General features: G+C 68.5%; 26 protein-coding genes. 12 read left to right on the top strand and 14 right to left on the bottom strand.

Annotated elements, in window-relative coordinates:
- The first annotated feature begins 41 nt into the window (after positions 1-41).
- Positions 42-203, top strand: a complete 162-nt coding sequence (locus tag LZ686_RS10420; RefSeq protein ID WP_349547723.1) for a hypothetical protein — start codon at positions 42-44, stop codon at positions 201-203.
- Here LZ686_RS10420 and LZ686_RS10415 read toward each other — a convergent pair.
- On the bottom strand, positions 200-622 hold the full coding sequence (locus LZ686_RS10415; RefSeq protein ID WP_349547722.1) for a response regulator: 423 nt from the start codon (positions 620-622) through the stop codon (positions 200-202). The genes LZ686_RS10420 and LZ686_RS10415 overlap by 4 nt on opposite strands.
- Positions 623-812: 190 nt before the next feature.
- Between LZ686_RS10415 and LZ686_RS10410 the strand changes: the two genes are divergently transcribed.
- Complete coding sequence (locus LZ686_RS10410) at positions 813-2,057, top strand: glycosyltransferase (protein WP_349547721.1); 1,245 nt, start codon at positions 813-815, stop codon at positions 2,055-2,057.
- Here LZ686_RS10410 and LZ686_RS10405 read toward each other — a convergent pair.
- Together LZ686_RS10405 and LZ686_RS10400 are read right to left on the bottom strand one after the other, a co-directional pair.
- Positions 2,020-2,595: a DUF2585 family protein gene (locus LZ686_RS10405; protein ID WP_349547720.1), complete on the bottom strand. Its 576-nt coding sequence runs from the start codon at positions 2,593-2,595 to the stop codon at positions 2,020-2,022. The two genes, LZ686_RS10410 and LZ686_RS10405, sit on opposite strands and share 38 nt — an antisense overlap.
- Position 2,596: 1 nt before the next feature.
- A complete protein-coding gene (locus LZ686_RS10400; RefSeq protein WP_157001368.1) occupies positions 2,597-2,749 on the bottom strand; it encodes a hypothetical protein in 153 nt (50 codons plus the stop codon).
- Between the two features lie 142 nt (positions 2,750-2,891).
- On the opposite strand from LZ686_RS10400, the gene LZ686_RS10395 reads away from it, so the two are divergent.
- The 3 genes from LZ686_RS10395 to LZ686_RS10385 all read left to right on the top strand — a co-directional run bounded on the left by LZ686_RS10395 (position 2,892) and on the right by LZ686_RS10385 (position 5,624).
- On the top strand, positions 2,892-3,434 hold the full coding sequence (locus tag LZ686_RS10395) for a cysteine hydrolase family protein (protein WP_045981838.1): 543 nt from the start codon (positions 2,892-2,894) through the stop codon (positions 3,432-3,434).
- Positions 3,435-3,597: 163 nt separating this feature from the next.
- Positions 3,598-4,698: an HPP family protein gene (locus LZ686_RS10390; RefSeq protein WP_349547719.1), complete on the top strand. Its 1,101-nt coding sequence runs from the start codon at positions 3,598-3,600 to the stop codon at positions 4,696-4,698.
- Between the two features lie 83 nt (positions 4,699-4,781).
- Entirely contained in the window at positions 4,782-5,624 is an 843-nt protein-coding gene (locus tag LZ686_RS10385) for a DUF1206 domain-containing protein (protein ID WP_349547718.1), read from the top strand.
- A 16-nt stretch (positions 5,625-5,640) separates the two neighbouring features.
- Here LZ686_RS10385 and argE read toward each other — a convergent pair whose 3' ends face one another.
- Together argE and LZ686_RS10375 are read right to left on the bottom strand one after the other, a co-directional pair.
- Positions 5,641-6,807, bottom strand: coding sequence for an acetylornithine deacetylase (gene argE, locus LZ686_RS10380; protein ID WP_349547717.1), 1,167 nt, complete (start codon positions 6,805-6,807; stop codon positions 5,641-5,643).
- A gap of 10 nt (positions 6,808-6,817) precedes the next feature.
- Entirely contained in the window at positions 6,818-7,774 is a 957-nt protein-coding gene (locus tag LZ686_RS10375; protein WP_349547716.1) for a LysR substrate-binding domain-containing protein, read from the bottom strand.
- 144 nt (positions 7,775-7,918) lie between these two features.
- Between LZ686_RS10375 and LZ686_RS10370 the strand changes: the two genes are divergently transcribed.
- The 6 genes from LZ686_RS10370 (at position 7,919) to LZ686_RS10345 (ending at position 14,883) form a co-directional block, all read left to right on the top strand.
- On the top strand, positions 7,919-9,523 hold the full coding sequence (locus tag LZ686_RS10370; RefSeq protein WP_304615041.1) for an ABC transporter substrate-binding protein: 1,605 nt from the start codon (positions 7,919-7,921) through the stop codon (positions 9,521-9,523).
- 64 nt (positions 9,524-9,587) lie between these two features.
- Positions 9,588-10,565, top strand: coding sequence for an ABC transporter permease (locus LZ686_RS10365; protein ID WP_045981844.1), 978 nt, complete (start codon positions 9,588-9,590; stop codon positions 10,563-10,565).
- On the top strand, positions 10,562-11,476 hold the full coding sequence (locus LZ686_RS10360) for an ABC transporter permease (RefSeq protein WP_148911576.1): 915 nt from the start codon (positions 10,562-10,564) through the stop codon (positions 11,474-11,476). Before LZ686_RS10365 ends, LZ686_RS10360 begins: the two co-directional genes overlap by 4 nt.
- The gene (locus LZ686_RS10355) at positions 11,473-12,453 is read left to right on the top strand and encodes an ABC transporter ATP-binding protein (RefSeq protein ID WP_045981845.1); all 981 of its coding nucleotides are present in this window, start codon (positions 11,473-11,475) and stop codon (positions 12,451-12,453) included. Before LZ686_RS10360 ends, LZ686_RS10355 begins: the two co-directional genes overlap by 4 nt.
- Positions 12,450-13,451, top strand: coding sequence for an ABC transporter ATP-binding protein (locus LZ686_RS10350; protein WP_349547715.1), 1,002 nt, complete (start codon positions 12,450-12,452; stop codon positions 13,449-13,451). The genes LZ686_RS10355 and LZ686_RS10350 overlap by 4 nt, the downstream gene beginning before the upstream one ends.
- 16 nt (positions 13,452-13,467) lie before the next feature.
- A complete protein-coding gene (locus LZ686_RS10345) occupies positions 13,468-14,883 on the top strand; it encodes a M20 family metallopeptidase (RefSeq protein ID WP_046001500.1) in 1,416 nt (471 codons plus the stop codon).
- 334 nt (positions 14,884-15,217) lie between these two features.
- On the opposite strand, the gene LZ686_RS10340 is transcribed toward LZ686_RS10345, so the two are convergent.
- Together LZ686_RS10340 and LZ686_RS10335 are read right to left on the bottom strand one after the other, a co-directional pair.
- The gene (locus LZ686_RS10340) at positions 15,218-16,327 is read right to left on the bottom strand and encodes a ParB/RepB/Spo0J family partition protein (RefSeq protein WP_349547714.1); all 1,110 of its coding nucleotides are present in this window, start codon (positions 16,325-16,327) and stop codon (positions 15,218-15,220) included.
- Positions 16,305-17,711 carry an AAA family ATPase gene (locus LZ686_RS10335; protein WP_045981848.1) on the bottom strand — a complete coding sequence of 469 codons (1,407 nt, stop codon included), beginning with the start codon at positions 17,709-17,711 and terminating at the stop codon, positions 16,305-16,307. The genes LZ686_RS10340 and LZ686_RS10335 overlap by 23 nt, the downstream gene beginning before the upstream one ends.
- 518 nt (positions 17,712-18,229) lie before the next feature.
- Between LZ686_RS10335 and LZ686_RS10330 the strand changes: the two genes are divergently transcribed.
- Positions 18,230-19,396, top strand: coding sequence for a replication initiation protein (locus LZ686_RS10330; protein ID WP_148911573.1), 1,167 nt, complete (start codon positions 18,230-18,232; stop codon positions 19,394-19,396).
- Here the strand turns inward: LZ686_RS10330 and LZ686_RS10325 are convergent.
- The 7 genes from LZ686_RS10325 to LZ686_RS10295 all read right to left on the bottom strand — a co-directional run bounded on the left by LZ686_RS10325 (position 19,393) and on the right by LZ686_RS10295 (position 26,358).
- The gene (locus tag LZ686_RS10325) at positions 19,393-20,466 is read right to left on the bottom strand and encodes a Fic family protein (RefSeq protein WP_349547713.1); all 1,074 of its coding nucleotides are present in this window, start codon (positions 20,464-20,466) and stop codon (positions 19,393-19,395) included. The genes LZ686_RS10330 and LZ686_RS10325 overlap by 4 nt on opposite strands.
- 69 nt (positions 20,467-20,535) lie before the next feature.
- Positions 20,536-21,753, bottom strand: coding sequence for a mannonate dehydratase (gene uxuA, locus LZ686_RS10320; protein WP_349547712.1), 1,218 nt, complete (start codon positions 21,751-21,753; stop codon positions 20,536-20,538).
- Positions 21,750-22,823, bottom strand: coding sequence for an L-idonate 5-dehydrogenase (locus tag LZ686_RS10315; protein WP_349547711.1), 1,074 nt, complete (start codon positions 22,821-22,823; stop codon positions 21,750-21,752). The genes uxuA and LZ686_RS10315 overlap by 4 nt, the downstream gene beginning before the upstream one ends.
- Positions 22,824-22,833: 10 nt before the next feature.
- Entirely contained in the window at positions 22,834-24,111 is a 1,278-nt protein-coding gene (locus LZ686_RS10310; protein ID WP_045981853.1) for a TRAP transporter large permease, read from the bottom strand.
- Entirely contained in the window at positions 24,111-24,611 is a 501-nt protein-coding gene (locus tag LZ686_RS10305) for a TRAP transporter small permease (RefSeq protein ID WP_349547710.1), read from the bottom strand. The genes LZ686_RS10310 and LZ686_RS10305 overlap by 1 nt, the downstream gene beginning before the upstream one ends.
- 51 nt (positions 24,612-24,662) lie before the next feature.
- Positions 24,663-25,628, bottom strand: coding sequence for a TRAP transporter substrate-binding protein (locus tag LZ686_RS10300; protein WP_217846402.1), 966 nt, complete (start codon positions 25,626-25,628; stop codon positions 24,663-24,665).
- Between the two features lie 37 nt (positions 25,629-25,665).
- The gene (locus LZ686_RS10295; RefSeq protein ID WP_295166549.1) at positions 25,666-26,358 is read right to left on the bottom strand and encodes a GntR family transcriptional regulator; all 693 of its coding nucleotides are present in this window, start codon (positions 26,356-26,358) and stop codon (positions 25,666-25,668) included.
- Positions 26,359-26,389 lie beyond the last annotated feature (31 nt).

The raw sequence follows: 26,389 nt of genomic DNA, 5'->3' as shown, positions 1-26,389 counted from the left end.
AAGACGTGTTTGGCAGGCCGCCAGGCGCTTTTGAGGTCACGATGAGCAAGACGGATCCCCGCCCGCCCCAGGACGAAATGGACGACAGCATGAAGGACCTGCTGATCGAGATGGAAAAGGTGGCCGTGCCGCCCCGGCTACAGGAACTGGCACGCCGTCTTGAGGCCGCCATCGCGGCGTCCAAGGCGCGCCGGGACGGCTAGCCCCCGATCACGCCGCGCCGGCCCGACCGGACGCGGCATTGCGGCCCGAACACGCGGGTCCGGCGCGCCGCGTCGGCCAGGGCCATCACCGCGTCGATGCAGGCATCGCCGATGATCGGCTTGACGAAATGCGGTACCGCGTCAAAGCGTTCGGGCATGTCCTCCCTTTCGAAACTGGTCACGAAGATGAAGGGCACCCCCTGTTCCGCCAGCGCGTCGACCAGGGGAAAGGCCAGCTGGGTGCGCAGCTGGACGTCCAGGATCGCGGCATGCGGACGCCGCCGGGCGGACATCAGCGCGACGGCCAGGGGGATCGACCCGGTCGGACCCAGAACGGTCGCCCCGCGGTCGCGGACCGCTGTCGCCAGGTGCAGCGCGGCCCAATAGTCGTCCTCCACGATCAGTATCCTGCAGGTCATGGCCGTTCCTTTCGTTCCGCACGGGCGGCGCAACCGGCAAGTCGGGACCATGTTCCTGACGGTGCGGAACAAACCGCCCCGATCGCGGTTCAGCCCGCCACGAAGGCCCGATCCGTCGATGGTGCATTGTCGGGGACAAAGTTTTGCAACGATTGCCCCAAGCCGTCGTTGGGCCTGCAAGAGGACGATGATGGTACAATACGACCGGCTTGCCGCCCGCATCCTGATGATCTGCCCGCCCTATCCCAGCCATCGCCAGGCCTTCGCCGCGCTGGCCGAGGAGCTGCGCGCCCGCGGCCACCATGTCCGCTTTCTGGCCGGCGACACGGTCCGCTCCAGACCCTGCCTGCCGCCCGACAACCGCCCCCATTCGGCGCGCCTGCACGGAGAGATCGCCGCGGGCGCCGCGCGCACGCAGATGCTCTGCCGGCTTGGTCCGGCGGCCATCGCCGCCTATCGGCCCGACCTGATCCTGGGCGACCAGACAGAGCCGGCGGCGGGCCTGCTGTCGCGCCACATGCGCATCCCGATGGTGTCGATCGCCTGCGCCCTGCCCTTCGACGACGAACCCGGCGTGCCGATCCCGTTCCTGGGGTGGCGCCCCGACCACAGCGAGCGGGGGATCGAACGGCTGCGGACCGCGCGGCGGATCGCGCAATGGGTGATGCGGCGGCAGTCGCGGGTGATCCAGACCATCGCCCTGCACTGGGACCTTGGGCCGCTGCGCGATTTCACCGATTGCGTGTCGCCCCTGATGACGCTGGCGCAGGCCGTGCCGGGGTTCGACCACCCCCGTCCCGTGACCGGCGGGCGGGTGCGCCACATGGGCCTGTTCCGCGCCCCCGTCGCCGAGCCGCTGCCCTGCGACATCCGCCCCGACCCGGATCGACCGCTGGTCTATGTCAGCCTGGGCACGCTGCAGGGGCACCGGCACCGCCTGCTGGCGCGGATCGCGCGGGCCTGTCGCCGGGCCGGGGCGCAGGTGCTTGTCTCGCTTGGCGGCCAGTCGGCCGAGGGCGCGCGCGATATCCCCGCGGATTGGGTCCGCAGCTTTGTCCCGCAGCGCGCGATCCTGGAACGCGCGCAGGTCTGCGTGACCCATGCGGGCATGAACACGGTCATGGAGTGCCTGGAACAGGGCGTGCCGATGCTGGCCCTGCCCTTGACCAACGATCAGCCGGGCGTCGCCGCCCGCATCGCCCGGACCGGGACCGGCCTGCGCTTGTCGCCACGGTGGGCGTCCGAGGCACGCATCCACGACGCGCTGTGCCGCCTGCTGGACGACCCGTCGTTTCGGGCGAACGCCCACGGCTTTGCGCAGGACGCACAGCATTGGCCGCGCGCCGCCGGGGCTGCGGACGCGATCGAAGGCGTGCTGGGCCGACGCCCGACCCTGGTCACAGCGCCTGCTGCAGCGCGCGAATGGCGGCGATGACGAAACCGTCCTGAATCCACAGGGACAGCGCGATCTCTGTCCCGACCGCCACGGCCAGCACAACCCGCGCCGATGCGACCCGCGCGAACAGCGCACCGGCAACCGCGCAGGCCGTGTCGGCGAACGCGTTCAGGCGACTGTCGCCGTGATAGGCCAATGGGTCCGCCGAGTCATAGCCGAACAGGCGGATGCTGACGGGCAGATTCTCGATTACCTCCCAAGTCGTGCTGCTGGCGACGACGACGGCTAGCAGCGCCCAGAGGCCCAGATCGGGCCGCAGCCGCGTGACCAGCAGGACCAGCAGCGCGCCTGTCACCGCATGCAGCAGGGAATAGGGGTCCAGAAGGGTCTGGGAATTCAGCGCCGGATCGCCGGGCATCGCCCAGATCCGGCCGCAGTCGCAGCCCCAGGGACGTTCCAGCGCCGCAAAGACCGCCAGCTTGACGGCGGTCGCGATGACGATCACCGCGACCGCCCGTGCGGCCTGTCGCGACCCCTGATCGTCGGGGGTCGCGGCCGCGTCGGGATGCGCCGTCACGTCAGGATTTGGACGGGGTTTCGTCGGCGGACGGCTTGTCCATCTTGGCCGGGTTCATCACGTCGAACTCCTTGGGGTCGTGGGGTACGCCCTGGCCCTGGCCCTGGCCGTTCTGGCGGGGCACGACGGGGTCGGATTTCTTCTTGTCGTCCATGGCGCGGTCCTTTCGTCGGTCATGTCCGCATCAACATCCCGCCGCGGGCGATGTTCCGTCCGGATCGCAGGCTTTGCGCCATGACCCCTATCGCGATGCGGGGCATCCGGTGCACCATGCCCCGACTGACAGGAGGAACCCCATGTCCAAACGCGCCATTCTGGTCGTCGATCTGCAGAACGAATACTGGCCCGACGGCAACCTTCCCCTTCACGGGATCGAGGCCGCCGCCCACAACGCCGCCCGCGTGATCGCCCATGCCCGTTCCAGGGGCGATCTGGTCGTGAACATCCGCCACGAGATTCCCGGCGGCCCGATCTTCGTCCCCGGCAGCGCGGGCGCCCGGATCAACGACGTCGTGGCCCCCGCTCAGGACGAGGCGGTCATCACCAAGAACCACCCCAACTCGTTCCGCGAGACCGGGCTCAAGGATCTGCTGGACGAACACGGCGTCCGCGACGTGGTCGTCGTCGGCGCCATGAGCCACATGTGCATCGACGCGACCACGCGCGCCGCCAACGACCACGGCTTTGCCACCACCACGATCCACGATGCCTGCGCGACCCGCGACATCGAGTTCGGCGGCCAGACCGCCCCCGCGGCGCATGTCCACACCGCGATCATGGGCGCGCTGGCGTTTCTCTATGGCGATGTCATCAGCACCCAGGATTTCCTGAAGACCTGACGGCCCCGGCCCGATGCGCGGACCGCGCGTCGGGCCGCTGCTGAGGGATGAACACCGCACAGGCTGCAGGGGCCCGCCGCGGGCATATCCCGGAATGCCCTTTCATCTGCCCAAATAATGGACATAGTGACCGCGAAACGTGCAGTTGACCGGGACCGTGACCATGCGACCACTGATGATCAGCGCACTGCGCGCCTTGGGCCCGTCGGTCGCCTCGACCCCCCTGCCCGAGGCGGTGCGGGCGGGCATCGGGGCCGTCGCGGGCCTGATCATCGCCGGGCTGTTCGTGCTGTCTCCCGCGGTCGACAGCCAGCTGGGCCTGTACCTGATCGCGCCCTTCGGGGCCAGTTCGGTCCTGCTGTTCGCGGTTCCGAACAGTCCGCTGGCGCAGCCCTGGGCCGCAATCGTGGGCAATACGGTGGCGGCGCTGATCGGTGTCGCGGTGTGCCTGCATGTCGCCGATCCCGCGCTGCGGATCGCGGTGGCGGTGGGCCTGGCCATCACCGCGACGATCCTGTGCCGCGCGTTGCACCCCCCTGCCGGGGCCGTCGCCATGACCGCCGCGATGAGCCCCGACGCCATCGCGGACCTGGGCTATCGCTTTGCGGTGACGCCTGTGGCGGCGGGGACGGTGCTGCTGGTCGTCGTCGCGGCGGTCTATGCGCAGCTGACCGGGCGCCGCTATCCGATGCGCCAGGTGGACGACCGCAACGCCCACCGCACCGCCGACCCGGACCCCGCCGCGCGCATCGGCCTGTCCGAGGATCAGCTGACCGATCTTCTGGAACGCTATCGGCAGAACTTCAACCTGGGCGCGGGCGATCTGGCCCGCCTGGTGGGGGCGGCCGAACTGCAGGCGGCGGCGCAGCGTGTCGGGCCAGTCACGGCGGGTACGATCATGTCGCGCGACCTGGTGACCGTCGGCCCCGACGCCCCGGCCGAACGGGTGGCGGCGCTGTTCCGGCGCCACCGCTTCACCTCGATCCCGGTCACGGGGCCCGACGGACGCTATCTGGGCATGATCTTCCAGATCCACATGATCGCGACCGATGCGCGGCCCGCGGGCCGGGCGGCGGCGCTGATGCGGGCCGACATGCCCACCGCGCGGGCCGACACGCCGCTTGGCGATCTGCTGACACTGATGGCCGAGGGCGACGTGGATGCCGTCCCGGTCCTGTCGGGGCCGTCGCTGGTGGGGGTGGTGACGCGCACCGACCTGATCAGCGCCTTTGCCCGACACGATCCGCGCGGGCCGGGGGGCTGAGGGCTGGTTTTCGGGCCAATCGCTTGACGCGGCCGCCCGGACCTGCGGTAGGTTCGGCACAAACCGGAACGGGAACGACGAACATGACCGAAAGCAAGCTGGGCTGGGCCGTGCCGCTGATGCGGGCAGGCTATATCGGCAAGGGGCTGGTCTATCTGGCCGTCGCGGGGATCTCTCTCTATTCGATCTGGCGGGGGGGCAGCGCGCAGGACACGTCCTCGGCCCTGGGATGGCTGGACACGACCTGGGGCGGCGGCGTGCTGCTGTTCGTCATCTTCATCGGCATGCTGGCCTATGCGCTGTGGCGGGTGCTGGACGCGGCCTTCGACCTCGAAGACTACGGCAGCGACACCAAGGGCATCGTCGCCCGCATTGGCATGCTGGTGACCGGCGCGATCCACCTGGGGATCGGCGCGACCGTCTTTCCGCTGCTGTTCGGCGGCGGCGCAGGGGGCGGCTCGGGCGAGGGGTCCAGCATTCCCGGCCATGTCCGCACCGTCATGGAATGGCCCGGCGGCCGCTGGCTGATCGGGGCCGCGGCGATGCTGATCATCGGGGCGGGCGTGCATTACATGCGCCAGGGCTGGACCAACGAATACCGCCAGCACCTGCGCGCCAACCCGGTCACCACCCGCTGGAACCCCGTGCTCAAGGCGGGGCTGATCGCGCATGGCGTGGTGGTCGGCGTGGTGGGCCTGCTGTTCGGCTTCGCGGCCTGGCAGGCCAACCCCCAGCAGGCCGGCGGCACCGGAGAGGCGTTCTCCTGGCTGTCGGGGCAGGTCTATGGCCAGATCCTGGTGACGGGCGTCTGCCTGGGGCTGCTGGGATTCGCGCTGTTCTGCTTCGTGAACGCGGCCTATCGGATCGTGCCCAAGGTCTCGGGGCCGGACGTCCAGACGCTGGCCGCCAAGCTGATGCCGCGCTGACGGCCAGCGGGCGGCGTCACGCCCCTCGCGTCGCCCAATCGGCCAGCCGCCCCAGGAAGGCGTCGCAGGCGTCCATCTGGGACCGCTCGATGTATTCGTCGGGCTTGTGGGCCTGGGCGATCGCGCCGGGCCCGCAGATCACCGTGGGCACCCCCAGCATCTCCGCAAAGCGGCCGCCCTCGGTACCGAAGGCGACCTTGGAATGGCCGTTGCTGCCGGTCAGGCGCTTGACCAGGGTGACGGCCTCGGCGTCGGGCGGGGTCTCCAGGCCGGGGAACTGGGCAAAGACCTCGATCTTGATCCCGGCCTCGGGGGCGATGCGCCGCATCATCGGTTCCAGCTCGTCGCGGGCGTAATCACGCAGCTCCTGGACCAGGGCGTCGGCATCCTCCTGCGGCAGCACCCGGAACTCGCAGTCCAGCGTGCACAGGTCGGGCACGATGTTCAGTGCCGTGCCGCCGCGGATGGTGCCGGTATGGGCGGTGCTGTGGGTGATGTCATAGTCGGCGTCGCGCCCACCTTCGGTCGCCAGCCGGGCCGCGATGTCCTGCATCCGCACCACCAGCCGGGCCGCGTAATCGACCGCATTCACCCCCTGCGGTGCCAGCGAGGAGTGGCACCCCCTGCCCCCCACCGTCACCCGCATCGAGCGTTTGGCCTTGTGCCCGATCACCACCTGCATCGAGCTGGGCTCTCCGACGATGCACAGGGCGGGGCGGAGGCCCTCGTCGCGCAGCATCTCCAGCAGGCCGACCACGCCCACGCAGCCAACCTCCTCGTCATAGGAAAACGCCAGATGCACGGGCCGCGCCAGATCGCGCGCCACAAGGTCCGGCACGGCGGCCAGCACGCAGGCCAGGAACCCCTTCATGTCGCAGCTGCCCCGCCCGTACAGCCGCCCGTCGCGCGCGGTCAGCGCATAGGGGTCGCTGGCCCAGTCCTGGCCCTCGACCGGCACCGTGTCGGTATGGCCCGACAGGATCACCCCGGGGCGGTCGGCGGGCCCGATCGTCGCCCACAGGTTGGCCTTCTGCCCGGTCGCATCCATGACCAGCCGGCTGTCCACCCCATATTCCGCCAGATAGGCCCGGACATGGTCGATCAGCGCAAGGTTGGAGCGGTGGCTGGTCGTGTCGAAGGCGATCAGCTGCGCCAGGATCTGCTGGCTGGTGGGGGTCTGCATCAAGATTCCTTTATCGCAGGGCGGTGGGGGTCGGATAGGCGGCGCGGTCCAGGCTGTCGGTGACGTCCTGCATGAAGGCCCGCGTCACCGCGGAGGGCGCCCGGCTGGCCGGCAGCAGGAAATGCGTGCTGTAGCGGATCGCGGGCAGGAAGGGGCGCATCGCCACCTGATCGGCCATCTGGTGGACCAGCGGGAACGGGTTCAACAGCGACACGCCCAGACCCTCGCGCACGAACTGGATGACGGACACGTTGGTCGACGCCTCCAGCTCGATCCGCAGGGCCAGGCCCGCGCGGTCGAACAGGCGGTCGATGGCGGCGCGGCTGGAATGGCGGCGCGACAGGGCGATGAACGGCTCGTCGTGCAGATCCTCGGGGCGGATCACCTCGAACGCGGCCAAGTGATGGTCGCGCGGCAGGACACAGATTGCCTGCGTTTCCAGCAACAGCTCGGATGTGATGCCTTCATGGGCAACGGTGCTGTCGCTCATCCCGACATCGAACCGACCCTCGGCGATGCCGGTCAGCAGGCTGTCGCTGGCCAGCACGTCGAAGGTGATCTGGCAGCCCGGATTGGCCTGCTTGAAGGCCGCGATCCGGCTTGGCAGGAACCGGTGCGCGATGGTCGGCGGGGCCACGATGGACAGCGTCCCCTCGTGTGCGCCCTGAGGCCGGTCGGCGCGATGGACCAACCGGGCTAGCGTTTCCAGCACCGGCGCCAGCTGCTCGCTCAGCGACAGGGCCTCGATCGTGGGAATTAGGCGGCCGTTGGTGCGCAGGAACAGCTTGAAGCCAAGCCGCTCCTCCAGCTGCGCCAGCCTGCGGCTGACCGCCGACTGAGAGATGTCCAGCCGACGCGCCGCGCTGATCGCGGTGCCATTGGCCACCAGCGCCTGCAGAACCTCCAGTTCGCGCAGGGATATTCCCGACCGGCGATCCCGGTCGGCGGCAGTGTCATCCGGTTCCATCGCCACCCTATGAGAAAAACGCATCGATATTCGCGATTGACATCTGATTATCGCATCATACCCTGATCGCCAAGCGGGATTGCATCACCGGGGAACAACTTCGGGGTGACCGATCCACGCATCACCAGCAGAGAGGATATCGCGATGAAAGCATTCGGCTTGCCCCTGGCCGCGGGCATCGTCCTGGCGGGCCTGGCCCCCGCCGCCGCCCAGACCCTGACCATCGGCCTCAAGTCCGAGGCCACCTCGATGGACCCGCTGTTCCACCAGCTGTCCACCAACATCCAGGTCTCCAAGAACATCTTCGAGGCGCTGACCACCCAGGACGCGCTGCAGATGGTCACCCCCGGCCTCGCCGAAAGCTGGGAGGCGGTGGACGACACCACCTGGCGGTTCAAGCTTCGCCAGGGCGTGAAATTCCACGACGGCGGCGACTTCACCGCGCGCGACGTGATCTATTCCTTCTGCCGGGTGCCGCTGGTCCAGAACTCGCCCTCGGCCTACACCATCTTCACGGGCGGCATCGCCGACATGGCGGCCGAGGACGACCACACGCTGACCATCACCACCAAGGCCACCAATCCCCTGCTGCCGGTCGACCTGTGGAGCCTTGCGATCCTGTCCGCCGATGCGCTTGGCGCCGACGACCAGGTGACCTACGGCCCCGACGGCACCTGCGAGGGCATGGGCGACGTGCCCCAGGCCCCGGCCTTCAACGACCCCGCGGTCGCGGTGGGCACCGGCCCCTATGTGCTGGACCGCTATACCCGCGGGTCCGAGGTCGTGGTGACGCGGTTCGACGACTACTGGGGCGGCACCCCGCAATGGGAAAGCGTCACCATGCGCCCGATCACCAGCGACGGCCCCCGCGTGGCGGCCCTGCTGGCGGGCGACGTGGACATGATCGAATCGCCCCCCATCCAGGACATCCCGCGCATCGAACAGGGCGGCTTCACCATCGTCGACGCGCTGTCCAACCGCGTGATCTATCTGCACATGCTGCAGCAGCCCGACGCCCCCGGCATCGGCGGCACCGACGGGGAAAACCCGCTGATGGACGCGCGGGTGCGCAAGGCCATCTCGATGTCGATCAACCGCCAGGCCATCACCGAACGGATCATGGGCGGCTATGCCCAGGCCGCGGGCGAACTGCTGCCGCCGCCGATGTTCGGCACCTCGGACCGCCCGGTCGAGGCCTATGACCCCGACGCCGCCCGCGCCCTGCTGGCCGAGGCGGGATACCCCGACGGGTTCTCGCTGACGCTCGGGACGCCGAACGACCGCTACATCAACGACGAACAGGTGGCGCAGGCCGTGGCCCAGATGATGGCCCAGATCGGCATCCGCGTCAGCGTGGACGCCAGCACCGCCAGCCAGTTCTTCTCGCGCCGGAACGCGCTGGAATTCCCGATCTACCTGGCGGGCTGGGGCGCGTCCTCGGGCGACATGTCGTCCCCGCTGAAATCGCTGGTGGCCACCTATGACGAGGCGACGGGCATGGGGCCGACCAATGCCGGCCGCTATTCCAACCCCGAGATGGACGCGCTGCTGACGACCGCGATGGCCACCATCGACGACGACGCGCGCGACCAGATGCTGCAGGACGCCCAGACCCTGGTGCTGGACGATACCGGGATCATCCCGCTGCATTACGAACAGACGGTCTGGGCGATGAAGCCCGACCTGACCTACGAACCCCGCGTCGACCAGTACACCCTGGCCGCCGAGGTCAAGCCAGCAGCCGAATGATGCGCCCCTCCGGCACCTCGCGTCGCGGGGTGCCGGACCCCAGCCCCATCACAGGGACCCCGTCATGATCGTCTATCTTGTCCGCCGCGTGGGCCAAAGCCTGCTGGCCGTCATGGCCATGGCCGTTCTGGTCTTCCTCGGCGTCTTCTTCATCGGCAATCCCGTCGATGTGCTGGTCAGCCCCGAGGCGAGCCAGGCCCAGATCGCCGCCACCGTCGAACGGTTGGGCCTGGACCGGCCGCTCTATGAACAGTTCGGGATCTTCGTCTGGAACGCCCTTCACGGCGATCTGGGCACCTCCTTCGTCTACGGTCGTCCCGCGCTGGAGATCATCCTGGACCGCCTGCCCGCCACGCTGGAACTGGCGCTGGTCGCGCTGGCCCTGTCGGTGGGCATCGGCATCCCGCTTGGGGTCTGGGCCGGGCTGCGGCCCCACGGCATCGCGGGGCGCACGATCATGGGCGGGTCCATCCTGGGCTTCTCGCTGCCCAACTTCTGGCAGGGGATGCTGCTGATCCTGGTCTTTGCCGTGCTGCTGGGCTGGCTGCCCGCGGGCGGGCGCGGCGAGACCACCGAATTCCTGGGCATGCAGGTCAGCTTCCTGACCTGGGACGGGCTGTCGCACCTGATCCTGCCCGCCATCAACCTGGCACTGTTCAAGATGTCGCTAATCATCCGCCTGGCCCGCGCCAACACGCGCGAGGTCTGCATGCAGGATTACGTCAAGTTCGCCCGCGCCAAGGGCCTGTCGCCGCGCCGCGTGGTGCTGGTCCATGTGCTCAAGAACATCATGATCCCGGTGGTGACCATCATCGGGCTGGAACTGGGCTCGATGGTGGCCTTTGCCATCGTGACCGAAACCGTGTTCGCCTGGCCCGGCATGGGCAAGCTGCTGATCGACAGCATCAACCTGCTGGATCGCCCGGTGATCGTGGCCTACCTGATGCTGACGGTGCTGATCATCGTGGGCATCAACCTGCTGGTCGACGTCATCTATTCCGCCTTGGACCCCCGCATCCGCCTGTCGGAGATGAAGGGATGACCGACATCGCACCCCCCTCCCCCGCCCCGGTCCGCATCGACAGCCCCGCCAAGCGCATCGCCAAGCAGTTCGTCGAGGACCGCATCGCGGTCCTGGGCCTGGTCCTGTTCGTGGTGATCGCGCTGATCGCCATCGCGGCCCCCTGGATCGCGCCCCAGAACCCCTACGACCTGATGCAGCTGAGCATCATGGACGGCGGCCTGCCCCCCGGAGAGGTCAGCATGGCCACCGGCCAGACCTTCTGGCTGGGCACCGACCAGCAGGGCCGCGACATGCTGTCGGGCATCATGTACGGGCTGCGCATCAGCCTGATGGTCGCGGTCGTGTCGCTGACCCTGGCCATCACCATCGGCACCATCGTCGGCGTCGCCGCCGCCTATTTCGGCGGGCGCTTCGACAGCCTGGTGATGCGCATCGTCGACCTGCAGCTGTCCTTTCCCGCCATCCTGATCGCGCTGATCCTGCTGGCGCTGCTGGGACGCGGGGTGGACAAGGTGATCCTGGCGCTGGTCATCGTGCAATGGGCCTATTACGCGCGCACGGTGCGCAGCTCGGCCATGGTGGAAACCCGCAAGGATTACATCGACGCCGCCCGCTGCCTGGCCCTGTCCAATCGCCGGATCATGTTCCGCCACCTGCTGCCCAACTGCGTGCCGCCCCTGATCGTGGTCGCCACCGTGCAGATCGCCCAGGCCATCGCGCTGGAGGCGACGCTGTCCTTCCTGGGCGTGGGCGTGCCCATCACCGAACCCTCCCTGGGGCTGCTGATCGCCAACGGCTACGACTACCTGCTGTCGGGCCGCTACTGGGTCAGCGTCTTTCCCGGCATCGCCCTGGTCGTCACCATCATCGCCATCAACGTCGTGGGCGACCGCCTGCGCGATGTCCTGAACCCGAGGTTGCAGACATGACCGCCCTGCTGGACGTCCGCGAACTGCAGACGCATTTCATGACCCGCGACGGCACCGCCCGCGCCGTGGACGGGGTCAGCTTCACGCTGGAGCGTGGCCAGATCCTGGGCCTGGTGGGCGAATCCGGGTCCGGCAAGTCGGTCACCGGCTTCTCGATCCTGGGGCTGGTCGACCCGCCCGGCCGGGTGGCCGGGGGCCAGGTCGTCTTCGACGGCACCGACCTGATCGCGGGCGGGGAAAAGGCCATGCGCCCCCTGCGCGGCAAGCGCATCGCGATGATCTTTCAGGACCCGATGATGACGCTGAACCCGGTCCTGCGCATCGACACACAGATGATCGAGACGGTCCGCGCCCATGAAACCGTCTCGCGGGCCGAGGCCCTGCGCCGCTGCCGCGAGGCGCTGGTCCAGGTCGGCATCTCCTCCCCGGACGAGCGGCTGAAAAGCTATCCGCACCAGTTCTCGGGCGGCATGCGCCAGCGCGTGGCGATCGCCATCGCGCTCTTGCACAAACCCGACCTGATCATCGCGGACGAACCCACCACCGCGTTGGACGTGACCATCCAGGCCCAGATCCTGTCCGAGGTGCAAAAGCTCTGCGCCCAATCGGGCACCGCCTTGATCTGGATCACCCATGACCTGGCCGTCGTGTCGGGCCTGGCCGACCGCCTGGCGGTCATGTACGCGGGCCGCATCATCGAGGAAGGGCCCACCGCCGCGATCATCGCCAACCCCCGCCACCCCTATACGCGCGGCCTGATCGACAGCGTCCCCCACGGCAAGCGCCACGGCGCGATGCTGACCCAGATCAAGGGCATGACGCCGTCGCTTCTGAACCTTCCAAAGGGGTGCAAGTTCGCCCCGCGCTGTCCGCGCGCCGATGCCGCCTGCCAGGTCGAACCCGCCCTGACCGCCGCCGGCCCCGGCCGCCAGGTGCGCTGCCACCACCCCCATGCCGACGCAGAGGCCACCCCGTGACACCACAGCCCATCCTGCAGATCGACGGCGTGTCCAAGCGGTTCACCAAGGACCTGGACATCGCCGAACGCACCGCCCGGACCCTGGGCGCCCGCATCGCCCCGGTCACCGTCCACGCCGTCGACGGCATCGACCTGTCGGTCCGCCGCGGCGAGGTGCTGGGCCTGGTCGGCGAATCCGGCTGCGGCAAGTCCACGCTTGGCCGCATGGTGGCGGGGCTGGCCCGCCCCAGCCAGGGGCGCATCCTCTACAACGGCCAGGACGTGGCGACCCTCAAGGGCGCCGCCGCCCGCGACGCCGCGCTCAAGATCCAGATGGTGTTCCAGGACCCCATGTCGTCCCTGAACCCCCGCCTGCAGGTCCGTGATATCGTCGGAGAGGCGCCACGCGTCCACGGCATCGTGCCCCGCCGCGACATCCCCGCCTATGTCGAGCGGATGCTGGAGCAGGTGGGCCTGGACCCCAGCATGGGCAAGCGCTATCCGCACCAGTTCTCGGGCGGACAGCGGGCGCGGGTGGGCATCGCCCGCGCGCTGGCGGTGCGCCCCGATTTCCTGGTCTGCGACGAATCCGTGGCGGCGCTGGACGTGTCGATCCAGGCCCAGGTTCTGAACCTTTTCGTTCAGTTGCGGCGGGATTTCGACCTGACCTACCTGTTCGTCAGCCATGACCTGGGCGTGGTCGAACATATCTCGGACCGGATCGCGGTCATGTATCTGGGCCGCCTGGTCGAACTGGGCGAGGCCCAAGACCTGATCGCGCGTCCGAACCACCCCTATACCCAAGCCCTTGTCAGCGAGATCCCGACCTTCGAGACCGGCAAGAAGACCTATCATGCCATCAAGGGAGAGATCCCCTCGCCCCTGAACCCGCCGCCGGGGTGCCATTTCCACCCCCGCTGCCCCCATGCCCATGACCGCTGCCGCCTTGAGGTGCCCGCGCTGCGCGAGGTTGCCCCCGGCCGCCTGTCGGCCTGCCACCTGAACGACCAAGCCTGACCAAAGGAAAAACCCCATGCGAAACGACAACCCCCTCTGGCCGCTGGTCGATGCCCGCGCCGCCCAGTTCACCGGCCTGGCCGATGCCGTGTTCGACACGCCCGAACTGGCCTATGGCGAGGTCAAATCCTGCGCCGCTCACACCCGGATGCTGCGCGATCAGGGCTTCCGCGTGACCGAAAACCTGGCCGGCATCCCGACCGCCGTCATGGGAGAGGCGGGCACGGGCGGCCCGGTCATCGCCATCCTGGGCGAATACGACGCCCTGCCCGGCCTGTCCCAGGAACCCGGCCTGGCCGAGCCGCGCCAGATCGCCGATCACGGCTTCGGCCATGGCTGCGGCCACAACCTGCTGGGCTCGGCCGCGCTGTCGGCGGCCACCGCCGTCAAGGACTGGCTGGAGGCCAACGGCGTGCCCGGCCGCGTCCGCTACTACGGCTGCCCGGCCGAGGAAGGCGGCGCCGCCAAGACCTACATGGTCCGCGACGGGCTGTTCGACGACGTCGACATCGCCATCACCTGGCACCCGGCCAGCTTCAACGCGGTCGACGACATGCGGTCTCTGGCCAACACGCGCATCGACTTCACCTTCCACGGCAAGGCCGCCCACGCGGCGGGCGCGCCGGAACTGGGCCGGTCCGCCTTGGACGCGGTCGAGCTGATGAACATCGGCATCAACTACATGCGCGAACACATGCCCGACGCGGCGCGGGTCCATTACGCCTATCTGGACGCCGGCGGCATCGCACCCAACGTCGTCCAGGCCAAGGCGACCGTGCGCCAGCTGATCCGCAGCCCGGACCTTGCAGGCCTGTCGTCGCTGGTCGACCGCGTGCGCAAGATCGCCGACGGGGCGGCGCTGATGTCGGGCACTACCGTGACCTCGCGCGTGTTCTCGGCCGTGTCCAACCTGACCGAGAACCTGCCCCTGTCCCGCGCCATGCAGGCCCAGTTCGAGGCCCTGGGCCCCGTCCCCTTCGACGCGGATGACACGGCCTTCGCCACCGCCATCCGCGAAAGCCTGTCGCGCGAGGACATCGCCGACACGTTCAAGCGGCTGGCGATGAAGCCCGACTACGACCTGCCGCTGTGCAACTTCATCGCCCCCCTGGACCGGCCCTTCATGGGCGGCATGGGTTCGACCGACGTGGGCGATGTCAGCTGGGCGGTGCCCACCGTCCAGGCCCGCGTCGCCACCTGTGCGGTGGGCACCGCGCTCCACAGCTGGCAGCAGACTGCCCAGGGCAAGGCCCCCGCCGCGCACAAGGGCATGCTGCACGCCGCCAAGGTCATGGCCGCCACCGCCCATGCGGCGCTTACCGACCCGGCGCTGATCCAGGCGGCCAAGGCCGCCCATGCCGACCACCTGGCCCAGCACCCCTATCGCTGCCCGATCCCGCCCGAGACCCGCCCCCCGGTCGAAGGCCTCTGACGCCAACCGCCGCCTCAGAACCGGCGGCGGCAGCGACCCGTCATAATCTTCACCCCGCCGGTTCCCGACCAGCGGGGTCAAGACACATGGGAGTAAGGGTTGAAGCACCGTGGCCGGTGAACGCGGCGAATGACACTGTTCGCTCTGCGTCACGACACCGTGCCGTCGAAATGGGATCCGTCACCGATAATTCAGCGCTTTTACAACGCCCTAGGGACACAACCCCGCGGCGACCTGAAGTCTTGCCCGTAAGTACCCACTGCCCCGCAGCCGTACCCCCCTGCCCTACCGCGATTGCGCGAACTTCCGGCCGGCCGGTTTCGCCACGAAACCGTCAGCGCTCTAGCAGCGCCCGTATCTCCAGCATCAGGCTGTCCACCAGTTCGGTGGTCAGGGCAGCCCCCTCCAGGCGCAGCAGGTGCCCCCTGCTGTCGCTGGACCGCCGGATCGTCACCCCGCTGGATGTCCGCAGGGTCTTGTCGTCCAGCCAGCCATGGGCCGTCGCAGGGCGCTTGGGGCGCCCTCCCCGTCCCGGGTCGCGGACCCCCTGATCCTGCTGCCGGATCACCGGTTCGATTACCGCCCATTCTGAATCCGCATCTTCGGGGGCAGCATGGGACAGAGCCTGGCGAACCTGGCTCTCGGCCCCTTGGCGCAGCGCGGTCGCCAGCTGCAGCCCGCGACGCTCGGTCAGCTGCTCAGGGAACTGCAGCATGTCTCCAAGCTCTTCAAATATAAGGGAAAAAGATCGAATCTTGGACCGTTTTGCCTTCGATCCGCTGCCGAACAGCTTGTCGACGGCATCTTCGGTATTGGCAAAGGCTCCATGGTTCGCCGCGATGACCGCAATACGCCCCCGCTCGAAATGGCTCAGGTTTTCGCGGACCTCGTTCTCCTCGATCATCTGGACAAACGCGTTGCCTGCATCGGCGCGGGGCCGGACGATCGCCCGGATGGTCGCGTACTTGTCCGCCTGCGTCAGGTCGCGCAGCCCCCGCGTGGCCAGCAGCCGGCGATAGCCCGACAGAAGACCATAGCGCTGGCCTGCCCTGCCCTCCTGCTCCAGCGCAAAGACCTCGATCGGCAGCCGCAGCCCGTGCGAGGCGATCGACTGGCGCAGCTCCAGCATCTCGGCCTCGCCCATGGTCATGCGGTCGCGGATCATCGCGTCCTCGTCGATCTGCTCCAGCGGCAGGTCGACCATCAGCAGGCCGCTGTCCTGCGCCGCATGCAGGCGCGCGGCGTCGGCCTCGGCGCGGGCACGCGCGGCACGGCTGTCCGCCCCGTCAGGCTGGAATTGGGACGCGCTATCGGCCGCGACCTGGGCGATCGGCGCGATGCCCCGGACCGAGGCGGCGCGGTCGAAGGTTTCGCTGCGAAACTCTGCCTCGATTCGGGTCAGGTCATCGGTGCTGGGGGCTTCAAGACGTCTGCGCTTGACCATCGGTCTGCTCCTGTTCCTGCTTTTCCATCTGAAGATCGCGCCACCAGGCCCCCAGGATCAGCTCCTTCACCTCGGCCCAGGTGCGGTCGAACGTCTCGCGGCCGCGGACATAGGTGTCGCGGTTGAACTCTCGGTAGTCGGCCTCGTAGATGCCATTCACCTGTTCCCCGGCCTGGCCCACCATGGCGGTCAGCTCCTGACGATAGGTCGTCATGAAGTCGCCGAAATAGGCCTGGATCACGTTGGCCAGGTCGGTCTGCTGACCGGCCTCGAAACGGGTGATGATGGCGCGGACCGCGTCCCATTCGAACCGCATCTCGGGCAGTCCGTCGCGGCGGCGGGCGGTGTTCTCTCCATCCTCAACGCTGGCGAAGGTCGAATAGAGCATGTCGAAGAACCGGCCCGTCGAATCGAACTCCAGGAAGGTCGCGCCCAGGGGCACCAGCAGGATGTCGGCGGCCGCCAGCGCGTTGATCGTCAGATAGCCAAGGGCAGGGGGCGTGTCGATGATGATGATGTCATAGTCATCCACGACCCCGTCATGGGTCAGCCCGTTCGACAGCGCGTCCCACAGCGGCCAGCCGCGCAGACCCATCCGCCAGACAGGCACCTGGAATTCGGCCCAGTACAGGTTCAGCTGCGCGCCTAGCAGGTCGATATTGGGCCAGTGGGTCTTCTGGATCAAGTCGCGGGCGCCGATCTTCAGCGCCTCGGTCAGGGTCTCGTCGAAGGGCAGGGGGGGCTGGCCGCGGGCCTCGCGGACGCGGTTCTCGTCCTGCAGGGCCAGGGCATAGTCCTTGGCCAGCAGGGGGAAGGCCGTGGACCATTCGTCCGTCACCTGCCCACCCATGATCGAGGTCATGCTGCCCTGGCTGTCCAGGTCGATCACCAGCACCTTGTAGCCGTCCAGCGCCGCCGACATGGCCAGATGCGCCGCGGTCGAGGTCTTGCCCACGCCGCCCTTGAAGTTCGCCACCGCCAGCACCTTGGCCGGCAGGCCCTCGGGGCGCCAGGGGCGGTATTCGCGGTCGGCGGCCCCCTCCTGGGCAAAGTGGTCGCGCAGACGCAGGACGTCGTCCAGGGTGAACCACTTGGAGTTGCCCTCGCCGACGCCCTGGGGCAGGTCGGGGTTCTTGCGCAGCACGCGGCGGAAATGGGCGGTCGCGACGGGGATGAGATAGCGGCAGATCTCCCAGGTGGAAAAGCGGCGCAGGCGCTTGCGTCCGTCGGGGGCATAGCCGCGCTCTGCCAGGTCCTGCCGTCCGCGGGCGGCGAAGGCTGCGGCCTTGGCGAATCGGGCGGTGCCGATCGGCTCCGACAGGCGCTTGGCGGCACGGGCGGGGTCTATGCTGAAATAGGGGGGAAGCGGCTCTTTGCCTGACATCTCGTTCCTGCTGCGATGTATCGTGTTCCGAGGCGTACTGCACTTTCTATCGCACATCATCCGTTGGTTGGGAACAAAATTGCCCGGTTTCGCCGCGAAACCCTTCTCAAACCAGAAAAAGCAGCCCCCTAAAGCTTGTATCTTGTTTAGAGATTTTAGAGTCTTTGCGGTAAGGAAATATCGTACTTTCAATGACCTGAAGGCAGTTCGGGACCCGTATGCGGGACGAAGAGGACCCTTATCCGGGATGACGGGTGCCCGGGAACAGGGGGAGGGGCGCCGATTCTCGGGTTGAGGGGTGCCGAGGAACGGGAGGGGCCTGTTTGGGGCAAAAAAAGCCCACGGAGCATGGTTCGCCAGGGGTGTCCGTCCCGGAAACGGGTGCCTTAGCGCGGGGCCGGCGATGCAAGGTGCCCGTCTTCGGGATCGCGACAGTCGCGGCAAGGGTGCCTGAAAGGCTGTTGCCGCAGGGTGCCTTTTGCGGCAGCATAGGGACAGGCAGGACAATGGCAGACCTCATGGACGACATCCCCCGCGACCAGCTGTCCGGCGCGCTCAGGCGCGGTGCGGTCAAGAAGCATGTGGCGGCGATCCACGTGTCGGGCAAGCTGACGCTGCTGCAGCGCAAGCTGTCCAACGTGCTGCTGCTGAACGCCTATGACACGCTGATGTCGAGGCCCAGCCACCAGATCGACGCGCGCACGCTGTGCCTGATGATCGGGTACAACAGCAACGACATGGACACGCTGAAGCAGTCGCTGCGCGGGCTGGTCGAGACCGTTGCGGAATGGGACATGCTGGACGACAAGGGGCGTCAGGAATGGGGCGTGTCCAGCCTGCTGAGCTATGCCAAGCTGAAGGGCGGGATCTGCGAATACGCCTATTCCCCGGCCCTGGCCGAGAAGCTGCACGATCCCAAGGTCTTTGCCCTGATCAACCTGAACATGCAGCGGCGGTTCACCTCCGGGCATGCGCTGGCGCTGTACGAGAACTGCTATCGCTTCGTGCGGACCGGCTCGACGGGGTGGTGGCCCTTGGACCTGTTCCGGCGGCTGATGGGGGTCGAGGGGTCGGCCTATTACGAGGTGTTCAAGCAGCTGAACGCCAAGATCATCAAGCCCGCCGTGACCGAGGTGAACAAGACCTCGAACATCATCCTGACGCCCGAGACCAAGAAGCAGGGCAGGGCGGTCACCCATATCCGGTTCCTGATCACCGAGAACCCGCAGCTGGCGATCCTGGACATGGACGACGGCGAGGGGGCGCGGCATGGCGCCGTCTATGGCCGGCTGCGCGCGCTTGGGGTCAGCGACCGGCTGGCGCGGCAATGGCTGTCGGCGCATGGCGAGGAGGTCGTGTCGGCCAAGCTGGATTACGTCGAGGCGCGGCGGAACGTGGTCAGCAAGGTGGGCTATCTCAGCGCCGCGCTGGACGGCGATTTCGGCACGCCCGATCCGGTGACGGTCGAACCGCCCAACCCGCAGGCCGAACGGCTGCGCCGCATCCTGGAGGTGATCCGCCAGCGCACCCCGACGCAGCGCGACGCCGACCGGCGGCTGTTCCTGAGCCAGCTGACCGACCGCGCCGCGCGCGCCGATTTCGAGCGCCACGGCTGGATGTCGCCCCTGAACGCCGCCCGGATCGGGGCGTTCTGGGAGGACATGTCGCCGGGCCTGTTCGGCTAGGCCATCACCAGAAGATAGCGGGTCGACCGGCCGCCCTCGGGGCCGCGGCGCAGGATTCCGGCGGCCTCCAGGTCGGTCAGATCGCGCGTGGCGGTCGCGGCGGAGACGCCCGCGATGCGCCCGTAGGGGGCGGCCGAGATGCCCTGGGCTACGCGGGCCGGGCCTTCGGCGAACAGGCGGCGCAGCACGCGTTCGGCGCGCGGCGGGGGGCGGTGGCGCAGGAAGAAGGCGTTGCGCGCCACCAGGAAGCGGGCGTCGGTGACCGCATCGTCGACCCCCGCGATCAGCCGGTCCATGAACCACAGCACGAAGGGCGTGGCGTCGATCGCCGCGCCCACCACCTGCCGCCCGGCCTGCAGCGCCGCGTAATAGCCGCGCTTGTCGGCCTCGATCTGGCGCGACAGCGAGAAGGGCAGGGCGGCCCCGTCGCGGGCGAAGACATGTTCGACCAGCGCCCGGCCAAGCCGCCCGTTGCCGTCCGAGAAGGGGTGGATGGATTCGAACCACAGATGCGCCAGCGCCGCGCGGATCGGCGCGGGGCGGTCGTCGGTCTGCAGGGCCGTCAGAAAATCGTCCATCATCGCGGGGACGCGGTCGGCAGGGGGCGCGGCATAGAGGACCTCGTCCCGGCCGGCGGTCGCGCTGCGTGTGATGACCATGGCAAAGCGACGCCAGCGGCCCTTGTCCTCGACCTCCAGCCCGTGGAACAGCAGGCGGTGCCAGTGCCACAGGGTGGGCGTGTCCAAGGGCGGCCCACCCGCGCGGGCCTGCAGCATCAGGTCGGCGATGGCGTCGCTGCGCCGCACGGGTTCGGCGCCCCGATGCGCCATCGAGGCCACGACCGAGGCCTGGACCTGGGCCGCGGGCAGGCTGGCCCCCTCGATCGCGAAGGAGGACACGGCCTCGGTCGTGACCGCGCGCAGGAAGGCCTCGCGCCGTTCGTCGGGGGTCAGGGCGTGGTGCAGGCCGGTGATGGCGCCGAGGCGTGCGGAAAACGCCGCCAGCCGCCCTTCGGTCAGGGAGGGGTCGTGGCGGAAATTGGGCCAGGCAGGGCTTTCCCAGATCTGCATGAGGGGATTATGGCGGCTATTCGCATCATGACAAGGCGTTTCATGATGCGAATAACCCGTCCAATCACCTCAGCCGCGCTGCGTCACCAGCGGATGGGACAGCGCCGTCTCAATTCCGCGCAGTTCGGCCAGGCCCTTGAGGCGGCCGATGGCAGGATAGCCGGGCTGCGCCTTGCGGGACTGGTCGTCCAGGATGTCCTGGCCGTGATCGGGGCGGAAGGGGATCTGCCAGTCGTCGCGGCCCTGTGAACGGCGGCGGCTCTCCTCCGCCAGGATGGCGGCGATCATCGCGACCATGTCGGTGTTGCCCTCCAGATGCGCGGCCTCGTGGAAGGACCCGCCCAGATGGGTCTCCTCCAGCGCGACGTTGCGCAGATGCAGGAAATGCACCCGGTCGCCCAAGCGCGCCATCATGCCCGGCAGGTCGTTGTCGGCGCGCGCACCGAGCGATCCGGTGCACAGCGTGATGCCATTGGCGGAGAGGTCCACCGCATCCATGACGGCGCGATAGTCGGCCTCGGTCGACATGATGCGGGGCAGGCCCAGCAGCGGGAACGGCGGATCGTCGGGGTGGCAGCACAGGCGCATGCCCAGCTCCTGCGCCAGGGGCGTCACCTCGGCCAGGAAATCGACCAGATGGGCGCGCAGGCGGTCGGGGCTGATGTCGTCATAGCGCGCCAGGTGGTCCTTGACGTCGTCCAGGGTCATGCGTTCGGCGGCGCCCGGCAGGCCGAAGACCACGTTGCCGGTCAGCTGTTCGCGCCGGTCGTCCGACATGGTGGCCAGCCGCGCGCGGGCAGTTTCGGCGATCTGCGGGGCATAGTCGTCGGCCGCGCCGCGGCGCTGCAGGATGAACAGGTCGAAGGCCGCGAAATCGATCGCGTCATAGCGCATGCAGGTCGCGCCGTTGGGCAGCCGATAGACCAGATCGGTCCGCGTCCAGTCCAGGATCGGCATGAAGTTGTAGCAGATGACCTGCAGGCCCGCCGCGTGCAGGTTGCGCATCGAGGTCTTCCACGCCTCGATATGGGCCCGCCAGTCGCCGGTCTGGCGCTTGATGTCCTCGGATACGGGCAGGCTCTCGACGACCTCCCATGCCAGGCCCGAGGGCGCGCCGTCCCGCATCACGGCCAGCTGGGCCTGGCGGTCCGCGATCTGGTCGGGCTGCCAGACCTGTCCGGTGGGGACGTGGTGCAGGGCGGTCACGACGCCCTGGACGCCCGCCTGCAGCATGTCGTCGACGGACACCAGGTCCTTGGGTCCGAACCAGCGCCAGGTCTGTCTCATGATTGGGTCTCTTCTTCAGCAAAGGAAAGTTGCACCTTGACCGACCGGGCGCGGTCGGCGGCGGTCCGGAACGCCGTTTCGGCGTCGCTCATCGGAAAGGTGGCGGTGATGATCGGGCGGGGATCGATGGCGCCGGTGCCGATCAGCCCCACCGCATCGGCGAATTCGGTGTCGAACCGATGAGAGCCCGCGAACAGGATCTCCTTGCCGACCATCAGGTTCAGGGGCAGGGGTGTTGGCCCCGCGACGCCGACCTGGACCAGCGCGCCAAGCGGGCGCAGGCAGGCCACCGCGTCGCGGATGGCCGATGCCGCCGCCGAGCATTCGAAGACCAGATTGACCCGGCCCTTGTCCTGCTGCCATTCCGCCAGGCCATCGGGGTCGGCCACGGGGTTCACCGCATGGTCGGCGCCCATCCGGCGGGCGACGGCCAGGGTGGCGTCCTGGATGTCGGTCACGATGATCGTCGCGGCCCCGCGCAGGCGGGCCACCGCCACGCAGAGCGCGCCGATCGGCCCCGCGCCCGTGACCAGGACGGTCTTGCCCGCCAGCGGTCCGGCGATCGCCTCGGCGCGGTTGGCGGCGTGCAGGCACACGGCCAGCGGTTCGGCGCAGGCGGCGGCGCCGGGGGTGACGGTGTCGGGCAGGGGGTGGCACTGCGCGGCGCCGATGGTGATGCCGTCGCGGAACATTCCCTGTTCGTGGGGCAGATACATCGCCGAGCCCTTGAACCGCATCGCCATGCAGTGATGCGGCAGCCCTGCCTTGCAGAAATCGCAGGTCCCGCAGGGATGCGAGGGGTTCATCGCGACCAGCTGGCCCACCCGCAGGTGGGTGACGTCGGGGCCCACGGCCCTGATCCGGCCGGCAGCCTCATGGCCCAGGATGATCGGTTCGCGCACGCGGATCGTGCCGATGCCGCCCTCCTGCCAGTAATGCAGGTCCGATCCGCAGATGCCGCCCGCCAGGACGGCGACGCGGACCTGCCCCCGGTCGGGGGCGGGCAGGTCGGTGGCGGCGATGGTCAGGTCGTCCTGGCCGTTCAGGCGGACGCATCGGGTCTGGGTCATGGTGACCTCCTTACGGCATCAGGCGGTTGGGCAGCCAGGTGGACAGCGGCGGGAAATAGCTGACCATCAGCAGCATGATCAGGTTGGTGACGATATAGGGCGTGATCGCCCGGATCACCGGCGACAGCGGCAGGCGCGCGATGTTGGCGGCCACGAACAGGCACACCCCCACCGGCGGCGTGGTCAGCCCGATCATCAGGTTCATCACCGCGAAGACCGCGAAATGCAGCGGGTCGATGCCCACGGCCAGGGCCAGCGTCTGCAGCGGCACGAACAGGATGATCAGCGCCGCGATGGTTTCCATGAACATGCCGACGAACAGCAGGAGCAGGTTGATCAGCAGGATCACCACGAACTTGTTGTCGGTGATGGACAGCACCCCGTCGGCCAGCATCTGCGGGATGCGTTCCGACACCAGGATCCAGCCGAAGACGTTGGCCGTGCCCACCAGCACCAGGATGCCGGCCGAGCTGATGGCGCTGTTGGTGATGATGCGCGGGATCGCGCGCCAGGGCAGTTCGCGATAGATGAACAGGCCCACCAGCATCGCATAGAGACACGCCACGATGGCGGTTTCGGTGGGCGTGGTGATGCCGGTCAGCAGGCCGCCCACGATCAGCGCGGTCATGGCGATGGCCCAGATCGCCCCGGTGAACGAGGTGAACAGTTCGCGCAGCCCCTGCCAGGGTTCGCGGGGAAAGCCGTGCTTGCGGGCCAGGATGACGGTCGTGATCATCATCGCCACGCCCATGGCGATGCCCGGAATGGCCCCGCCCAGGAACAGCTTGCCCACCGACATGCCCGACAGCGAGCCCACGATGATCATCGGCACGCTTGGCGGGATCATCGGGCCCACCGTCGACGACGCCGCGGTGACCGCGGCCGAGAACGCACCGGGATAGCCCGCGCGCTTCATCCCGGGGATCATCATGCCGCCGACCGAGGCGACGTCGGCCACCGCGGTGCCCGAGATGCCGCCGAACAGCATGGAGGCCGCGATGTTGGCCTGGGCCAGCCCGCCGCGCATCCACCCGACCAGCGCATTGGCAAAGCGGATGATGCGTTCGGTGATGCCGCCCGAATTCATCAGGTTGCCCGCCAGGATGAAGCCCGGGATGCACAGCAGCACGAAGCTGTCCATGCCCGCATACATCTTTTGCGGGATCACCACCAAGGGGATGTCCGCGAACAGCAGATAGGCCATCGACGACAGGCCAAGCGTCACCGCCACCGGCAGGCCGATGGCCAGTCCCAGCACGAACACGCCCAGAAGCAGGGTCAGTCCCATCACAGGTCCTCCGATATGGGGATGGCGCGTCCGTCATGGCGGCCGCTCAGCATCTCGAAGATGCGCATCAGCGCCCACAGGCCAAGGGTGACGAACAGGATCAGCATGGTGACATGCAGGAAATCCATCCGCCATCCCAGGGAGGGCGCGGTCTGGCGCAGGCCCACGCGGGTGTATTGCCACGCCGCCGCCAGAAGGCCGCCGGCGAACAGCGCGGTCAGCACCGCGCTGACCAGCCGCAGCCGCCACGGCCAGCGGCCCGGCAGGCTTTCGCACAGAAGGTCGACGTTCACCATGTCGCCGCTGCGCAGCGCCAGACCGGCGCCCAGGGCACCGATGTAGATCAGGCAGAACCGGGTCAGCTCCTCGGTCCAGACGGGGGCGGTGGACAGGAAGGTGCGCGCAAAGACCTGCAGCAGGACCGATGCCGACAAGAGCAGGAACGCCACGAGGATCAGAAGGCGGCACAGCCCCTCCAACCCCTTGAATGCCTGTGTCATGGGATGTCTCCGGGGGACGGGCGGGGCAGGGTGCGCCCCGCCGCCCTGCCATCAGTTGTTGAAGATCTGTTCGGCCAGCGGGCGGATGTCCGCGTCCACGGCACCGATCACCGCATCGCGGGCGGCATCGGCGAAGGCCTGCTGGTCGACCTCGACGAAGGTTACGCCCGCTGCCTCCAGCTCTGCGACCAGCTCCTGCTCGTCGGTCAGGAACAGCTCGCGCTCGAAGGCCTGGGTGCTGTCGGCGGCGGCCTGCACGGCGGCCTGGTCGGCCTCGGACAGCTTGTTCCAGGCGTTCTCCGAGATCGTCAGATAGATCCAGGACCGGACATGCTCGGTCAGGTTCACGGTCTTCTGCACCTCGTAGAAGCCGCCGGACTGGAACAGCGCCAGCGGGTTCTCCTGCCCCTCGATCGTGCCGTTCTGCAGCGAGGTGAAGACCTCGGAGAAGGCCATCGGCGTCGGGTTCGCGCCAAGCGCCTGCCAGGCGGTCACGAACAGCGGCACGTTGGGCACCCGCAGCTTGAAGCCGTTCAGCTCGTCCGGGGTGGTGATGGGACGGTTGGCCGACAGGTTGCGCGGGCCGCGCGCGAAATAGGTCAGGGGGCGGATGTCGGCATTGGCGATGATCTCGGCCTCGATCTGGTCGCCGATCTCGCCCGAGGCGACCTCGTCCATGTGCTCCAGCGAGCGGTAGGCATAGGGCAGCGCCAGCAGCGCGGCCTTGGGCGCCCAGTTCTGCAGGCTTTCGCCGGTGATGGTCATGTCGGCGGTGCCCAGCTGCATGCCGTTGATGACGTCGATCTCCTTGCCCAGGGATTCGTTCGGAAAGACCTGGACCTCGACCCGGCCCTCGGTCCCGGCGGCGACCTCCTCGGCGAAATGCAGGGCGGCCTTGTGCCAGATGTTCTCCTCGTTGGCCAGGTGGCCCAGCTTCAGCGTGACGTCGGCGGCCATCGCGGTGCTGGTGGTCAGTGCGGCGGCCAGGGTGATGGCGATCATGCGGGTCGGTGTCATGGTGTCCTCCTCCAAGGATTGTCCGGCGGGGCCGGGATCAGGTGAAATAGTCGGGGCAGTCGGCCCGGATGACGGGCAGGTCGTCCAGGATGCCGCGCAGATGGGTGCGGATCGCCCCTTCGGCGCGCGGCGCATCGCCCGCCCGGATGCCCGCGACCAGCGCGCGATGCTGGTCGATCAGGCGGTCGACGGGGAAATGCCGGCTGGACAGGAACCGCACGCGGTCCATCTGTGCCTTCATCTCGACCACGACGCGCCAGGCGCTGGCCTTGCCCGCGCCTTCGGCCAGGGTGCGGTGGAACAGCTCGTCCGCGTCGATGAAATCGCGGGCCGATCCGCCGATCAGGTCCATCTGGCGGGTCAGCTGGGCGTCCAGGTCCGCGATCAGCGCGGGGTCCGGGTCGGCGGCCAGCAGCTTGACGATGTCGGCCTCGATCGCCTCGCGCACGAAGCGCGCGTCCATCACCGCCGCCAGCGAGATGCGCGTGACGAAGGTCCCCCGCTGCGCGCGCACGTCCAGCAGGCCCTGACCCGCCAGCGCGATGAACGCCTCTCGCACGGGCTGGCGGCTGACGCCGTATTGCTGGGCGGTCTCGACCTCGGACAGGCGGGTATCGGGGGGCAGGCTGTTGTCCATGATCGCCGCGCGCAACCGGTCGGCCAGCTGCGACGCCGCGTTCACGCGGGTCTGGGGCAGCGGCTCGGGGCGGGTGCGGAACGGCGTGGCCATGGTGATCTCCTCGGTCGCAACCACTACACTA

Origin of the sequence: Paracoccus sp. NFXS7 (assembly GCF_040148865.1) — a bacterium.
In the GTDB taxonomy this organism is placed as follows: Bacteria; Pseudomonadota; Alphaproteobacteria; order Rhodobacterales; family Rhodobacteraceae; genus Paracoccus; species Paracoccus marcusii.
The sequence above is the reverse complement of the archived record's forward strand: the minus strand, read 5'-3'. Positions and strand labels throughout refer to the sequence as shown.